Source organism: Pseudoduganella lurida, from assembly GCF_007830455.1.
GTDB lineage: Bacteria > Pseudomonadota > Gammaproteobacteria > Burkholderiales > Burkholderiaceae_D > Rugamonas > Rugamonas lurida.
Genome location: NZ_VLLB01000010.1, coordinates 36,751 through 51,789, shown reverse-complemented (window position 1 = coordinate 51,789; position 15,039 = coordinate 36,751). Strand labels below are relative to the sequence as shown.

The following is a 15,039-nucleotide window of genomic DNA, read 5'->3' as shown; positions in this document are numbered from 1 at the left end:
AGCGCCTCATGAACTCACTTGCAACACGTTCCGCAGAAGTCATCCGCAACACCAACGAGACGCAGATCCGCGTCGCCCTGAACCTGGACGGCACCGGCGTGCAGCAGCTCGACACCGGCGTGCCCTTCCTGGACCACATGCTGGACCAGATCGCGCGCCACGGCCTGATCGACCTGGACATCAAGGCCACGGGCGACACGCACATCGACAACCACCACACGGTGGAAGACGTGGGCATCACGCTGGGCATGGCGGTGGCGAAGGCGATCGGCGACCGCAAGGGCATCCGCCGCTACGGCCATGCCTACGTGCCGCTGGACGAAGCGCTGTCGCGGGTCGTCATCGACTTCTCGGGCCGCCCGGGCATCGAATACCACATTCCGTTTACCCGTGCGATGATCGGCACGTTCGACGTCGACCTGACGCTGGAATTCTTCCGCGGCTTCGTCAACCACGCCGGCATCACGCTGCATATCGATAACCTGCGCGGCACCAATGCCCACCACCAGTGCGAGACGGTGTTCAAGGCGTTTGGCCGCGCGCTGCGCATGGCCGCCGAACGCGACGAGCGTGCCGCCGGCACGATTCCTTCCACCAAAGGAAGCCTGTAATCCCGCCAGTCTGTCAGACCATGAAAAAAATTGTTGTAGTGGACTACGGCATGGGCAACCTGCGCTCCGTCGCGCAGGCGCTGCGCGCCGTCGCGCCGGAAGCGAACGTGCTGATCTCCGGCACCCCGGCCGATATCGACGATGCCGACCGCATCGTGCTGCCCGGCCAGGGCTCGATGCTCGACTGCATGAGCAGCCTGCGCGAGTCGGGCGTGCAGGATGCGCTGCTGCGTGCCGCCGCCTCGAAGCCCATGCTGGGCGTGTGCGTTGGCGAGCAGATGCTGTTCGACAGCAGCGAGGAACGCGATGCCGCCGGCCTGGGCCTGTTGCCCGGCAAGGTGGTGCGCTTCCGGCTCGACGGCCAGCTGCAGGAAGACGGCTCGCGCTTCAAGGTGCCGCAGATGGGCTGGAACAAGGTGAAGCAGACCGCCGCCCACGCGATGTGGGAAGGCATCGACGACGACGCCTGGTTCTATTTCGTGCACAGCTATTACGCGCAGCCGGAGAACCCGGCGCACAGCGTGGGCGAGACCGTGTACGGCAGCCCGTTCTGCTGCGTGGCCGCGCGCGACAATATCTTCGCCACCCAGTTCCACCCGGAGAAAAGCGCGGCCGCCGGCCTGCAGCTGTACAAGAACTTCGTCCACTGGAATCCCTGAGTCCACCAACCCTCACTCCTGAAAAAAGCCATGCTGCTCATTCCTGCCATCGACCTCAAGGACGGTCACTGCGTCCGCCTGAAACAAGGCGACATGGATCTCGCCACCGTGTTTTCCGACGACCCGGGCGCCATGGCGCGCCACTGGCTGGAGCAGGGCGCGCGCCGCCTGCACCTGGTGGACCTGAACGGCGCCTTCGCCGGCAAGCCGAAGAACGAAGGCGCCGTGAAGTCCATCCTGAAAGCCGTGCAGGCATTCGCGCTCGAGAACGACATCGACGAGATCCCCGTGCAGCTGGGCGGCGGCATCCGCGACCTGGACACCATCGAACGCTATCTCGATGACGGCATCAGCTACATCATCATCGGCACCGCCGCCGTGAAAAGCCCCGGCTTCCTGCACGATGCGTGCGGCGCCTTCCCGGGCCACATCATCGTGGGCCTGGATGCGAAAGACGGCAAGGTCGCCACGGACGGCTGGAGCAAGATGTCCGGCCACGAAGTGATCGACCTGGCGCAGAAGTTCGAGCAGTACGGCGTGGAATCGATCGTCTACACGGACATCGGCCGCGACGGCATGATGGGCGGCGTGAACATCGAAGCCACCGTACGCCTGGCCCAGGCGGTGCGCATTCCGATCATCGCCTCCGGCGGCCTGCACAACCTGGCCGACGTGGAAGCGCTGTGCGCCGTGCAGGACGAAGGCATCGAAGGCGTGATCTGCGGCCGCTCGATCTACGAAGGCACGATCAACCTGAACGAGGCGCAGCTGCGCGCCGACGAGCTGACGGGCGAACTGTCCGATCCGGTCGGCGAGGAATAAGGCTCACCATGCTGGCAAAACGCATCATCCCCTGCCTGGACGTGACGGACGGTCGCGTCGTCAAGGGCGTCAACTTCACCGAGCTGCGCGACGCCGGGGATCCCGTCGAGATCGCGCGTCGCTACGACGAGCAGGGTGCCGACGAGCTGACGTTCCTCGACATCACGGCCTCGTCGCATAACCGCGACCTGATCCTCGACATCATCGAGCAGGTCGCATCCCAGGTCTTCATTCCCCTGACGGTGGGCGGCGGCGTGCGCAAGGTGGAGGACGTGCGGCGCCTGCTCAACGCGGGTGCCGACAAGATCAGCCTGAACACCTCGGCCGTCACGAATCCGCAGCTGGTGTTCGAAGCGTCGCAGAAGCACGGTTCGCAGTGCATCGTCGTCGCCATCGACGCCAAGCGGGTGGGCGATGGCAAGTGGGAAGTGTTCACGCATGGCGGGCGCAACGCCACCGGCCTCGACGTGGTCGAGTGGGCGCAAAAGATGGCGTCGCTGGGCGCCGGCGAGCTGCTGCTGACCAGCATGGACCGCGACGGCACCAAGTCCGGCTTCGACCTGGCGCTGACGCGCGCCGTGTCCGATGCCGTCAACGTGCCCGTGATCGCCTCCGGCGGCGTGGGCGGCCTGCAGGACCTGGCCGACGGCGTCACCAAGGGCCATGCGGATGCGGTGCTGGCCGCCAGCATCTTCCACTACGGGCAGCACACGGTGCAGGAAGCCAAGCGCTTCATGGCCGGCCAGGGCATTCCGATGCGACTGGCGTAACAAGGCAAATCATGAGTATCCCCACGACGACGCCTAGCGTAGCCAAGGCAAAATGGCTGAACCGCATCCGCTGGGATGAACACGGCCTGGTGCCCGTGATCGTGCAGGAGAACGGCAGCAACGATGTGCTGATGTTCGCCTGGATGAACCGCGATGCGCTGTACAAGACGGTCGAGCTGCAGGAGGCGGTGTACTGGAGCCGCTCGCGCAAGAAGCTGTGGCACAAGGGCGAGGAGTCCGGCCACGTGCAGAAGGTGCTGGATATCCGCCTGGACTGCGACGAGGACGTGGTGCTGCTGAAGGTCGAGCAGGCCGGCGGCATCGCCTGCCACACGGGCCGCCATTCCTGCTTCTTCCAGCAGTTCGAAGGCGCCGCGCCGGATGGCGACTGGCAGAGCGTGGAGCCGGTGCTGAAGGATCCGGACACGATTTACAGCAATCCTGCCCATCACCACGGGGACAAGAAGAAATGACCCAGCCCAACGACATCCTCGACCGCGTCGCGGCCACGATCGCCTCCCGCAAGGGCGCCGACCCGGCCGCCTCGTATGTGGCCAAGCTGTTCTCGAAAGGGGACGATGCGATCCTGAAGAAGATCGGCGAGGAAGCCACCGAAACCGTGATGGCCGCCAAGGATGCGCGCGTGTCCGGCGACGGATCGAAGGTCCTGTACGAAGTGGCCGATCTGTGGTTCCATTCGCTGGTGCTGCTGGCCCAGTTCGACCTCACGCCGCAGCAGGTGCTCGACGAGCTGGCGCGCCGCGAAGGCGTGTCCGGCATTGCCGAAAAAGCCGCCCGCAAAGAGTAAGCCAACGCAGGAATAAGCGAACGCAAGGGAAAACCATGACCGACTGCCTGTTCTGCAAGATCGCCGCCAAACAGATCCCCGCCACCGTCGTGCATGAAGACGACGAACTGCTGGCCTTCAAGGACATCAACCCGGCCGCGCCGGTGCACCTGCTGATCATCCCGAAGAAGCACATCGGCACGCTGTCCGACGTGCAGCCGGAAGATACCGCCGTGCTGGGCAGGATGCTGGCGCTGGCGCCGAAGCTGGCCGCCGAGCATGGCATCGCCGTCACTTACGACGCCGATGGCACCCCCACGGGCGGCTACAAGACCCTGGTAAACGCCGGCCCCGATGGCGGCCAGGTCGTGTACCACCTGCACATGCACGTGTATGGCGGCGCGCGGCCGTGGAAGGGCATGCACTAGGCCGCCCGAGGGCGACTAGCGCCATGAAATGACAGAAACATGACAGCGTGCGCTTCGCGTATACTGTTCGTTCCACTGAATCCGGGCATCGACGCCCTGCAAGGAGAAGACAATGGGTAGCTTTAGCGTTTGGCACTGGCTGATCGTGCTGGTGATCGTCATGCTGGTGTTCGGTACCAAGAAACTGGGCAATATCGGCTCCGACCTGGGCAAGGCCGTCAAGGGCTTCAAGGATGGCGTGAAGACGGACGAGAAGGATGCGGCCGAGCAGCCGGCACCGCCGCCGTCCAAGGTGACCGACAAGGGCACCATCGAAGTCGAAGCCAAGGAAAAGAACAAGCTCTGATGCGGTTGTCCCTGCCATCCTCCGTCGCCTTCACGGCTGAGCCATGATCGATCTCGGCCTGTCGAAGCTGGCCATCATCGGCGTCGTGGCGCTGGTGGTCATCGGTCCGGAAAAGCTGCCGAAGGTGGCGCGCATGGCCGGCACGCTGTATGGCCGCGCGCAGCGCTACCTGCACGAGGTCAAGAGCGAAGTGAGCCGCGAGATCGAGCTGGAAGAGCTGCGCAACCTGCAGAAGAACGTGCAGGAACAGGCCGACAGCATCAAGGCCGACGTGGAGAACTCCATCGCCAAGAACATGTCCGACGTCGAGGACGCGTTCCGGGTCGACGATGCCGCCGTCTCCAGCACGGTGGAAGACGCGTATTCGGCGCCCTCGTATTCGGCCTCGACGGACGACGTGGCCCGCAAGGCCAAGGAATTCCGCCGCAAGAAGCTGGGCCGCACCTCCGCCGTGCCCCAGTGGTACAAGCAGCGCACCGGCGGCCGCATGCACGTGGTATCCGGCGCGGCGCGCGTGGCGCGCTTCCGCCCCCGTAACGGCAAACCCCCTGCATCCTTTTATTGATGAGCACTGAACAACCGGTCGAAGAAACCTTCATCAGCCACCTGGTCGAACTGCGCAACCGGCTGGTCAAGGCGTCCATCGGCGTACTGGTCGTCACCGCGCTGCTGATGTTCTGGCCCGGCCCCAGCATGCTGTACGACTTCATCGCACAGCCGATGATCTCGGCGCTGCCGGTCGGCTCGAAAATCATCGCCACCGGCATCACGGCGCCATTCCTGGTGCCGATGAAGGTCACGCTGGTGCTGGCGCTGATCATCGCGCTGCCCTGGGTGCTGTACCAGGCCTGGGCCTTCATCGCGCCCGGCCTGTACCAGCACGAGAAGCGGCTGGTGGCGCCGCTCGTCATCTCCTCGTCGCTGCTGTTCGCGCTGGGCGTGGCGTTCTGCTATTTCTTCGTGTTCGGCCGCGTCTTCAAGTTCATCAACGAATTCGCGCCGTCCTCGATCGCCGTCACGCCGGACATCGAGAACTACCTCGACTTCGTGATGTCGATGTGCCTGGCGTTCGGCGCCGCCTTCGAGGTGCCGATCGTCGTCGTCATCCTGGTGCGCATGGGCCTCGTCACGCTGGAAAAGCTGCGCGAATGGCGTCCGTACGTGATCGTGGGCGCGTTCGTGATCGCCGCCATCGTCACGCCGCCGGACGTGGTCAGCCAGTTCTCGCTGGCCATCCCGATGTGGATGCTGTTCGAGCTGGGGCTGCTGGTGTCGCCGATGTTCGTCAAGGCCACGCAGGCGCCGGCGGAAAAGGCCGAAGGATAAAAAAAGGGAGCCGCGGCTCCCTTTCTCTTTGGTCCCTGCGCTGATTGCATCAACCTACTGCATCAGCTCCCGGATCACCTTCACCGGCGCGCTGCCGTAGCCCAGGAAGTCCTCGTGGAAGCCCTTCAGCGAGAAGCGGCTGCCCAGCGCGTTGCGGCGCTGTTCGCGCAGTTCCATGATCTCGGAATAGCCGCTGAAGTAGGACGTCAGCTGTACCGACGTGAGCTGCACGCGCCGCCATTTCTCGGTGGCCTCCTGCTGCGTCTGGAAGGCCTGGCGCGTCAGCAGGTCGATTGCCGCCGGCTGCTGCATGCCCAGCACGTGCACGCTGTAGTCCAGGATCGTGTTGGTCACGCTGCGCAGGTTCCACTTCGAGTACATCAGCCACATCTCCGGCGCGTTGTCGCCCCAGCCCGATTCCAGCATCATCCGTTCGCTGTAGACGGCCCAGCCTTCCACCATCGCGCCATTGCCGAACACGGACTTGACGATCGACGGCGACTTGTTCGCGTACACCAGCTGCGCATAGTGGCCGGGAATCGCCTCGTGCATGTTCAGGATCTGCAGGATCCAGTGGTTGTACTCGCGCAGGCTGCTCTCGGCCTGCTCGGCCGACATGCCGTCCAGCGGCGTCACGTTGTAGTAGGTGCGGTCCTGCGGGCGGTACGGACCGGGCGCCTCGATGCTGGCACCGGCCACGCCGCGCTGGTAGGCGGGCGTTTCGCGCACCACCAGGGGCTTGTCCGCGTCCAGGGTCAGCAGGTCCTTGCTCGTCACCCACTGCTGCAGCTGCGGGATCTGCGCCTTGATCTCTTCCACGAAGCGCTCGCGCGGCACGTGGTTCGCCGCCAGCCTGTCGATCATGCGGCCGATCTTGGCGTAGCGGTCTGCGGGCTTGGCCACGTCCGCCAGGTACTTCGGCCACAGCTCGTCGCTGATGCGGTCCATGTTCGCCAGCAGTTCCTCGCGGGCGGCGAGCGCCTTGTTGTAGGTCTGTTCGGCCGTGCTGGCGGACTGGATGTCGAAGGCGAACTTCTGCTCGTACAGGTCGCGGCCCAGGCGGAAGGAGCGGGCATTGCCGGTGGTGGCCAGCATCTTGTCCATCTCGCCCAGCCAGGCGGCGTAGGCTTCCACGGCCGTTCTCGCGGCGGCCACGCGCTGCGCGAACAGGCCCTTCTCGTTGGCGGCCAGCGTGGAGGCCTGGGCTTCCTTGTCCACTTCGGCCAGCAGCGCCAGCACGCCCGGTGCCTGGGCGATGGCCAGCTGCGTGTGCTCGCGGGTGGGCTTGCTGATGCTGGCGCGCGCCGCGTCGTAGTAGGCCGGCACGTTGGCGATGCGCTTGAGGAGCGTGCGCAGGCGCTGGGCCTTGGCCGCGTATTCCGTGTGCAGGATGTAGTCGATCGGGCCGGCGATGTTGTACGAGGCCGGGTTCCACTCGAATTCGCGGCAGGTGGTCAGGTTCCAGCGGTCGGCATTGAGCTTGTTCACCAGCAGGCCCATGTCGGTGCGCTGGCGCGGCGACAGCTGGCGCGCATCGATCTTGTTGAAGCGGCCCAGCCACTCGTCGATGAAGGCCAGCTGCTGCGTGCGGGTGGCGGCATCGGGCACCGTCAGCGTGGCGGCACTGTCGTACTTGCCCACGCTGATGGCCGTTTCCGGATCCACGCGCCACAGGGCGGTGAGGAACTGGCTGGACAGCGCATCGAGCGCGCGGTCGGCCTTGTTCGCGGCCGGTGCAGCGGCGGCAGCGGCCACTGGCGCCGCCTTGGCTGTGCGGGAGGAGGACTTGGTGGATTGGGAGGATTTGGCGGGGGCGGATTTGCCTGTCTTCGCCTTTTGCGGCTTCCTGGCCGCCTCGGCCGGCGCGAACGCCAGGCCCAGCATCATTGCGGCCAGCGCAATTTTTGTCTTGATCATCGTGTAACCTTTGTAACGGGTAATCGACCCACGTGAAGCGGGGGAGATTATCACTATCGGGCTCGCCAAAGCCGCGATGTTACACCCTGGTTACATGAAGACGGTCGAGCACGGTTCAGGCGAGCCGGTCTTCGCCGATCAGCCGCTGGTGGTGCTGGTTGATGACGGCCACGGCTTCGCGACCGCGGGCCATGCTGGTCAGCGTGATTTCACTGGCCTTGGTGAAGCGGTGGCCCACGCGGATGGTCCACGAGCGCAGCAGCCAGCTGCCGAACGACTGCACGTAGACCGCCTCGTCCATGTCGCGCCATTTCACGCCGCGCACGCCCTTCGACCAGGGCAGGATGCCGGAATACAGCCACACGCCCACGTCGTCGTAGTACAGCTGCACGCTGCGCAGCATCAGCACGCGGTAGCCGATCAGCAGCGTGCCCGCTGCCAGCACGCCAGCCGCCGCCGCCTCCGAGTAATTGAAGGCGAGGCGCAACAGGAAAACGAGGATCACGGCCGCCAGCAGGCAGCCGACATAGGCGGTCCAGGCCTTGCCGCACAGCGGCGTGCCGGTGGGGTTGTCTTGCTGGTTGTTTGGTTCCATGCATGAATGATTGCATGGAATGGTGCCGGCCGGAAGAGGTCAGCGCAGTCCGGACAGGATCCAACTGCCGAGGCCGTGTCCATGTCGGGGTCTGACCCCAAGGTGGACACGGACTCGGCAGTAGGCCCCGTCAGGCGGGGTCCTGCCGGCTCGTCATCCGCTCGGCCTGGTCGCCGGCCGCGTGGCGGTCCAGGATGCCGTTGACGTTGATGCCGTCGCGGTCGTTCTCCACCTCCACTTGCAGGATGCAGGTGCTGCGCTGGACGGCGGCGCGGATCTCGCCGTTTTCGCCGGCGCGGTTCGGGTTGTCCAGCGAGGGCGTGGGCGCATTGGTCAGGTCGACCACGAAGCTGCCCTCGACGGGGCTGGCTTCGTCGTTGCGCGATTCCAGCGTGATGGCGCTGGCGGGGATGCCGGCAGCCAGCAGCGCTGCGCGCGCCTGCTCGGCCACGGGGAGGCTGTCGAATACTCGCAGCAGGGTGTCGGCCATGGTGGGTTCCTCGGGAGGCGTGGTTAGGGTCGGGCCATCATAGCGAAGGGCACGCCGCAGCCGCGGGACGTTAGGCCTGGGAAATTTCCAGTCGCCGCGGCTGCTACCACCGCTTCAGCGCCGCAGCCCTTCCTCCAGCATCGCCAGCATGTCCTCGGCCTTCATGCGCGCCGCCATCTCGCTGCCGTCGAGCAGGCTGTCGGCCAGTTCGCGCTTGTGCGCGTGCAGGTCGACGATGCCTTCCTCGATCGTGTGCCGCGCCACCAGCCGGTAGATCGTCACGGGGCGCTGCTGGCCCATGCGGTGGGCGCGGTCGGAGGCCTGGTCTTCCACGGCCGGGTTCCACCACGGGTCCATGTGGATCACGTAGTCGGCCGCCGTGAGGTTGATGCCCACGCCGCCCGCCTTCAGGCTGATGAGGAACACATCGCCGTCGCCGGCCTGGAACGCGTCCACCCGCGCCTTGCGGGTCGCCATCGGCGTGGCGCCATCGAGGTACTGGTAGCTGACGCCTTCCCGGTCCAGGTGATCGCGGATCAGCCCCAGGTGGTCGACGAACTGGCTGAACACCAGCACCTTGTGGCGGTTCTCCAGCAGGCCGGCCAGCAGCTCGGCAAACGCGGCCAGCTTGCTGCTGTCGAGCTTCAGGTCCGGCGCGACGAGGTTCGGGTTGCAGCAGGCGCGCCGCAGCTTCATGATCTCGGCCAGGATCTGCATCGACTTTTTATCAGCCGGCGCATCGATCGCCGCGAGTTTATCCAGCGCCTCGCGGCGCAGCGATTCGTACAGGGCCGTCTCTTCCGCCGACAGGTCCACTTCCAGCGTGATCTCGGTGCGGGCCGGCAGCTCCGTCAGCACCTGGGCCTTCGTGCGGCGCAGGATGAAAGGGCCGATCAGCCGGCGCAGCCGGTTGCGCGCGCCCACTTCGGCCTTGCGGTCCTGCTGCCGCTCGATCGGGCCGGCAAAGCGCAGGTTGAACTGGTCCAGGGAACCCAGCAGGCCGGGATTGATGAAGCGGAACAGGTTCCACAGCTCGCCCAGGTGGTTCTCCAGCGGCGTGCCGGTGCATGCCATCCGGAAGTCGCCCTGCAGCGCCATCACGGCCTGCGAGCGTTTCGTGGCGGCGTTCTTGATGGCCTGCGCCTCGTCCAGCACGATGGTGTGCCAGCGCGGTTTCGTGAAGCGCGCCGATTCGAGCTGCAGCAGCCCGTAGCTGACGATCACCAGGTCGAACGGGCCGGCATTGTCGATCATCTCCGCGCGGTCGCCGGCGCCGAACAGCTTGACGTTCAGCGTGGGGGCGAAGCGGGCGGCCTCGCTCACCCAGTTCATGCACACGGAAGTGGGCGCGACGACGAGGGCCGGGCCCTGCGGCGCGCGCAGCAGCAGCAGCGCCAGGGCCTGCACGGTCTTGCCGAGTCCCATGTCGTCCGCCAGGCAGGCGCCTACGCCCCAGTGGGCCAGCCGCGCCAGCCAATCGAAGCCGTCGCGCTGGTACTCGCGCAGGTCGGCCTGTAGCGTCGTCGGCACCTGCGGTTGATATGCCGCCTGCGCGGCGATGCGGGCAATGTGTTCGCGCCACAGCCTGTCCGCTTCCAGGCCGCCCACTTCGCCGGCGATGTCTTCCAGGATGTGCGCGGCCAGCTGGTGCACCTTCACGCCGGCATCGTCGTCCTCGCCATACGCATCGAGTTCCGCCAGCCGCCGGTACAGCTCTTCGGAGAGCGCCAGGAACTGCTTGTCGCCCAGCGCGATGAAGCGGCTCTTGTTGGCGCGGATCAGGTCCAGCAGCGCGCGCAGGTCCATCACGCGGTTCTCGTCCACCTGCAGCTTGCCGCTGGCCTCGAACCAGTCCTTCTTGCTCTTGATGGAGAGCTTCAGCTGCTTCGTGTGCACCGGCTGCGTGACGCGGAAGGTTTCGCCCTCCGGCCAGCCAATGACAACCTTGTCGCCCAGCTCCTGCAGTTCCACCAGCAGCTGCAGGCACAGGGCCGGCTGGCCGATCAGCCATTCGCCGTGTTCCTGTTCGGCCCCTTCCAGCGCGGGACACTTCAGCACCAGCTGGCGCTCGGCATCGCGCTCGCCGGCCAGGTTGCGGCGCACCTGCACCGGCCGGCCGCCCACGTCCGCGATCACCGTTTCGGCACCGGCGCCGGGCGCATAGTACGGTCCCGCATCGGGCAGCGGCCGCACCTGCACCTGCATGCGCAGGCCCTGCTGGTACGGCAGCAGGTGCACGTGCAGGCGCACGTCCGGATCGAACGTGGCGGCCGTGGCGCTGCCGCCGCCGATGTCGGACTGCACGGTGACGCTGGCGGCCACCGTGCCGATGGCCTTGAGTACTTCGTCCTTCGCATGCAGCGGCACGCTCAGGCCGTCGCCCACGATCGCGGCGATGCGGCGGTGCTCGTCGTTGATCGTCACCACGCGCAGGCGGTTCGGCGCCTCGCGCAGCACCACGAGGGTGGCGGTGCGGTCCGGCGGCGTGGGCTGCAGCGTCAGGCGCAGTTCGTTCTTCGCCTCGCGCACCAGCAGTTCCGGCTCGCCGCCCTGGATATCCACGCGCGTGTCCGGCGCATCCATCCAGAACACCAGCGGGTGGCCGACGAGGGCCGGCGTGGCGCCGTTCGCGTAGAGGTCGTAGCGCAGGCCGGAGGAGTAGGCCTGGCGCGACGGTTCGATGAAGGTGGTCAGGCGGATGTCCTGCGGCGTCAGGTAATCCAGTTGCGCGGCCTCCTCGCTCAGCCGCTTCAGCGCGATCGGCCGGCCCTTGCCCCACTGGCCCTTGGCATCGCGCTTCTGTTCGCGCGGTTCGATCTCGACGATGCTGCCATGGTCGCTCCAGCTGATCATCCACACCAGCCGCGCCTCACCACCGGCTGCCGGCGTACCCTGGTGCAGGTTGATCAGCGCCGCCAGCTGGCGCTGCCAGGCTTCCTCGCGCGCGAACCAGGTGGCCATGTCCGGCAGGCCGAATTTGTCGCGCAGGTCCTTCGCGCGGGCGGCGGCGCCTTCGTCGCCCAGGTGGCCCAGCAGGCCCTCGGCCTGCGCGGCGATGAGCAGGAAGCCGCTGGCACCGGCCTGCGCGGCCAGGTCCTGCAGCTCGGCGCGGCGCGCCTCCAGCTGCGGCAGGCCGAGCCACCAGTACAGCAGCGCCTGGAACATCTGTGCCTGCAGCGGCGTTTCCCAGGTGCGCGACACCACCACGTCCGCCTGCATGGTGCCGGCGCGGATCTGGCGCAGCATCGACAGGTGGGTGTAGGTGGCGCTGTCCGGGTTCTGCTGCGCATGCACGGCGAGCTCCAGGTAGGTCTCGGCCGTCTTGAGCGTCTTCGGGTCGTCCGCGCGCAGCAGCGCCAGCACGAACAGGTGGCCGCCGAAGCCCTGGAACAGCTGCTTGCGCTTGCCCGTTTCGCGGCGCAGCGATTTCAGCGCCGACTCGAAACCGGACACGGCATCCGTCACCTGGTCGCGCAGCAGCATCAGCACGCTGGCGTAGAACAGCGCCTGCGGCGTTTTCACCACTTCCAGATAGGCCACGGCGTCCTGCAGGCGGCCGCACAGGATGGCGTCTTCGCCCATCGCCAGGCGCAGCGCGTCCGTGATGTCTTCGCCCTGCGAGCGGCACCGTTCGACGTGCCGCTCGCAGGCGGCGCGCACCGGCACGGCCAGCGATGGTTCGCGCTGCGTGTGCTGCAGCAGCAGCGTCAGCACATCGTTGCGCAGGTCGGGATCGACCAGCAGCAGCATGTCGGGTTCGAACGGCCGGGTGAAGATGTCGATGATCGGGTGCAGCTGCGCCGCTTCGTAGGAGCGCAGGCAGGCTGCCAGCAGCGGCGCCACGTCGAACGGCCCCTTCCCGCGCAACAGCGCCATGCGCAGCCGCGCCACGCCGTGCCGGTAGCTGCGCGGCTCGAGCGTGCCGTTCCAGCTGCGGTTCATCGGGTTCAGCGCGTCGTAGGCCCGGTCGATATCGTCCGTCAGGCAGGCGTCGGTGGCGGCCCGGATCGCCGGCCAGCGCACCTTGGGATTGCAGATGAAACCGCGGCCCGTGACCAGGTCGACGAAGGCGAGGCGGTTCAGGTGTTCGAGCATCTCGTTGCTGGCCGCCAGGGTGATCGCATGGCCGGCATCGTCGCGCAGGTTCATCTTGAGCACGTGGTCGTGCACGGCCGATTTGCCGAGCGCGTCGCCCACCAGCGCCAGCAGCGCGAGGATCGCCTTTTCGTTCAGGTGCAGCGCATCGAACTGGTCCTGCAATGCGCGCTCGCTCATGCCGCCAGGTTGTCGATCCGGACCGGGGCCGGCTGTGCCGGATCGTGCAGGCCGAACAGGCGCAGGTAGAAATACAGCTCCGCTTCCAGGGCCCGCACCACGCTGTCACCCTTCCTGAAGCCGTGACCCTCGCCCTCCAGCGGCACGTAGGCGACGGGCACGCCCCGCTCCTGCAAGGCCTGCACCATCGCTTCGGACTGCTGCGGCGGTACCACCTTGTCGTCCAGGCCCTGGAAGAAGATCATCGGGCAGGCCAGCTTGTCCGTGTGGTGGATCGGCGAGCGTTCCAGGTACAGCTGTTGCGCCCCCGGCTGCGGCGCGATCAGGTAATCCGTGTAGTGCGATTCAAACTTGTGCGAGTCGTCGTCCAGGCCCTGCAGGTCGGCCACGCCGTAGTAGCTGGCGCCCAGCTTGAAGACGTCGTGGAAGGCCAGCGCATTGAGGACCGTCAGGCCGCCGGCGCTGCTGCCGCGGATGATCAGGCGCGCGTCATCGGCCAGGCCCTGGTCCACCAGCCAGCGCGCGCCGGCCACGCAGTCCTCCACGTCGACGACGCCCCATTGGCCCCGCAGCAGGTCGCGGTAGGCGCGGCCGAAGCCCGTGCTGCCGCCGTAGTTCACGTCCAGCACGCCGAAGCCGCGGCTGGTCCAGAACTGCGTGGCCAGTTTCAATGTGCTGGTGGCCATGCTGGTCGGGCCGCCGTGGCCGATGACGATCGCGGGCGGTTTTTCCTCCGCGGGCGCCGTCACGTCGCGATTCTTTGGCGGGTAGTAGAAGGCATGCGCCGTGCGGCCGTTCTCGCTGGGGTAGCTGACGCTGTGCGGCACCGACAGATAGCCCACGTCCGGCAGCGATTCGATCGAGCGTGCCAGCACGGTCCGTGCACCGGTGGCGAGATCGATGCGGGCGATTTCGGCGGCGATCGTCGGGCTGCCGGCCAGTACCGCGATGAAGCCGGCGCCGGCGCGCAGCTCGCGGATCTCTTCGTACGGGTTGTCGATGGGCGTGAGGGTACCGTCGGCCACCGCCAGCCTCGCCAGGCGGCTGACGCCCTGGTCGATATAGGTACAGACGATCTCCGTGGCGGAGCTGAATCCATACATGGCATTGCCGAATACCCAGTGCGGGCCGGCGAATTCGGCCTCCATCGCACACACCGCGCCATGGCCCTGGCGGTGGATGTTCCACCAGCCGCTGCGGTCGGTGACGAAATAGAGGCGGCCGTCCGGTGCCCATTCCGGCTGGCAGATGGCTTCGTCTGCGCCGCCGGCCACCAGGGCCGGGGTGCCCAGCGTGCCATCGTCCAGGATGTCGGCCAGCCACAGTTCGGTGCCCTGCCATGGCATGCGCGGGTGGTCCCAGGTGAGCCAGGCCAGCCGGCGGCCGTCCGGGGACAGGCGCGGCGAGGAATAGAAGTCGTGGCCCCCGGCCAGCACCGTCTCGACCCCGTCGAAACCCACCGCGCACAGCGTGTTGACGGGCTGCTCGTGCGAGGCCGGATCGTCCGGATGCTGCTCGCGCACGGCGATCAGGCGGCTGCGCGCGCGGTCCACCACGAAGTCGGCAAAGCGCTGCGGGCCCGGCGCCGTGAAGGCCACGGCTTCGGCATCGCCTTCCTGGCGGTACAGCCGGTTGTCCGCATGGTGCGAGAAGAACAACGTCCCTCCATCGACCGCATAGGCGCCGCCGCCGTATTCATGTACGCGGGTGCGCACGTTCAGCGGCGCCGGCGTCGGTTCCTCGATGCGGCCGGCGCGGAGGCGCTGCACGGTGGTGCGGCCCGCTTCGCTGGCGCGGCCGGCCAGCCAGTAAATGGCATCTGCATCGGCATCTGCATCGGCATAGGCATAGGCATCAATCGCGAGCGACGACAGCGGGGTGGCACCGGCGGCCACGACGGCGGCGCCGATGGGGGAAGGCCAGGTTCCGAAGCGGGTGGCGGGCAGGGTCATGGTGGGCGGTGAAATGGACAGCGGGATGCGATAATACCCTCTTTCGTCCCGCATTTCATTG

The 15,039-nt window shown here is 66.8% G+C and carries 15 protein-coding genes; 10 read left to right on the top strand and 5 right to left on the bottom strand.

What is annotated here, in order from left to right:
* The first annotated feature begins 8 nt into the window (after nt 1-8).
* From hisB to tatC, 10 genes are all read left to right on the top strand, one after another.
* Nucleotides 9-611: an imidazoleglycerol-phosphate dehydratase HisB gene (hisB, locus tag IP91_RS21985; protein ID WP_145652010.1), complete on the top strand. Its 603-nt coding sequence runs from the start codon at nt 9-11 to the stop codon at nt 609-611.
* 20 nt (nt 612-631) lie between these two features.
* Nucleotides 632-1,270 (top strand): imidazole glycerol phosphate synthase subunit HisH, encoded by a 639-nt coding sequence (gene hisH / locus IP91_RS21980; protein ID WP_145652008.1) that lies wholly within the window; start codon nt 632-634, stop codon nt 1,268-1,270.
* Nucleotides 1,271-1,300: 30 nt separating this feature from the next.
* The gene (hisA, locus tag IP91_RS21975) at nt 1,301-2,092 is read left to right on the top strand and encodes a 1-(5-phosphoribosyl)-5-[(5-phosphoribosylamino)methylideneamino]imidazole-4-carboxamide isomerase (RefSeq protein WP_145652005.1); all 792 of its coding nucleotides are present in this window, start codon (nt 1,301-1,303) and stop codon (nt 2,090-2,092) included.
* Nucleotides 2,093-2,100: 8 nt separating this feature from the next.
* The gene (hisF, locus tag IP91_RS21970; RefSeq protein WP_145652003.1) at nt 2,101-2,862 is read left to right on the top strand and encodes an imidazole glycerol phosphate synthase subunit HisF; all 762 of its coding nucleotides are present in this window, start codon (nt 2,101-2,103) and stop codon (nt 2,860-2,862) included.
* An 11-nt stretch (nt 2,863-2,873) separates the two neighbouring features.
* Complete coding sequence (gene hisI, locus IP91_RS21965) at nt 2,874-3,335, top strand: phosphoribosyl-AMP cyclohydrolase (RefSeq protein ID WP_145652001.1); 462 nt, start codon at nt 2,874-2,876, stop codon at nt 3,333-3,335.
* Entirely contained in the window at nt 3,332-3,670 is a 339-nt protein-coding gene (locus tag IP91_RS21960; RefSeq protein WP_145651999.1) for a phosphoribosyl-ATP diphosphatase, read from the top strand. The genes hisI and IP91_RS21960 overlap by 4 nt, the downstream gene beginning before the upstream one ends.
* 35 nt (nt 3,671-3,705) lie before the next feature.
* Entirely contained in the window at nt 3,706-4,077 is a 372-nt protein-coding gene (locus IP91_RS21955) for a histidine triad nucleotide-binding protein (protein ID WP_145651997.1), read from the top strand.
* A 112-nt stretch (nt 4,078-4,189) separates the two neighbouring features.
* Complete coding sequence (gene tatA / locus IP91_RS21950; protein ID WP_145651995.1) at nt 4,190-4,423, top strand: Sec-independent protein translocase subunit TatA; 234 nt, start codon at nt 4,190-4,192, stop codon at nt 4,421-4,423.
* 43 nt (nt 4,424-4,466) lie between these two features.
* Nucleotides 4,467-4,988: a Sec-independent protein translocase protein TatB gene (gene tatB / locus IP91_RS21945; protein WP_145651993.1), complete on the top strand. Its 522-nt coding sequence runs from the start codon at nt 4,467-4,469 to the stop codon at nt 4,986-4,988.
* Nucleotides 4,988-5,749 carry a twin-arginine translocase subunit TatC gene (gene tatC / locus IP91_RS21940; protein ID WP_145651991.1) on the top strand — a complete coding sequence of 254 codons (762 nt, stop codon included), beginning with the start codon at nt 4,988-4,990 and terminating at the stop codon, nt 5,747-5,749. Before tatB ends, tatC begins: the two co-directional genes overlap by 1 nt.
* Nucleotides 5,750-5,803: 54 nt before the next feature.
* Here tatC and IP91_RS21935 read toward each other — a convergent pair whose 3' ends face one another.
* The 5 genes from IP91_RS21935 to IP91_RS21915 form a co-directional block, all read right to left on the bottom strand.
* Nucleotides 5,804-7,666: a DUF885 domain-containing protein gene (locus tag IP91_RS21935; RefSeq protein ID WP_145651989.1), complete on the bottom strand. Its 1,863-nt coding sequence runs from the start codon at nt 7,664-7,666 to the stop codon at nt 5,804-5,806.
* A gap of 115 nt (nt 7,667-7,781) precedes the next feature.
* Nucleotides 7,782-8,261, bottom strand: coding sequence for a hypothetical protein (locus IP91_RS21930; RefSeq protein ID WP_145651988.1), 480 nt, complete (start codon nt 8,259-8,261; stop codon nt 7,782-7,784).
* Between the two features lie 130 nt (nt 8,262-8,391).
* Nucleotides 8,392-8,751 carry a hypothetical protein gene (locus IP91_RS21925; RefSeq protein WP_145651986.1) on the bottom strand — a complete coding sequence of 120 codons (360 nt, stop codon included), beginning with the start codon at nt 8,749-8,751 and terminating at the stop codon, nt 8,392-8,394.
* Between the two features lie 114 nt (nt 8,752-8,865).
* Nucleotides 8,866-13,026, bottom strand: a complete 4,161-nt coding sequence (locus tag IP91_RS21920; protein ID WP_145651983.1) for a DEAD/DEAH box helicase — start codon at nt 13,024-13,026, stop codon at nt 8,866-8,868.
* Nucleotides 13,023-14,978: an alpha/beta hydrolase family protein gene (locus IP91_RS21915; protein WP_145651981.1), complete on the bottom strand. Its 1,956-nt coding sequence runs from the start codon at nt 14,976-14,978 to the stop codon at nt 13,023-13,025. The genes IP91_RS21920 and IP91_RS21915 overlap by 4 nt, the downstream gene beginning before the upstream one ends.
* Nucleotides 14,979-15,039: the final 61 nt, after the last annotated feature.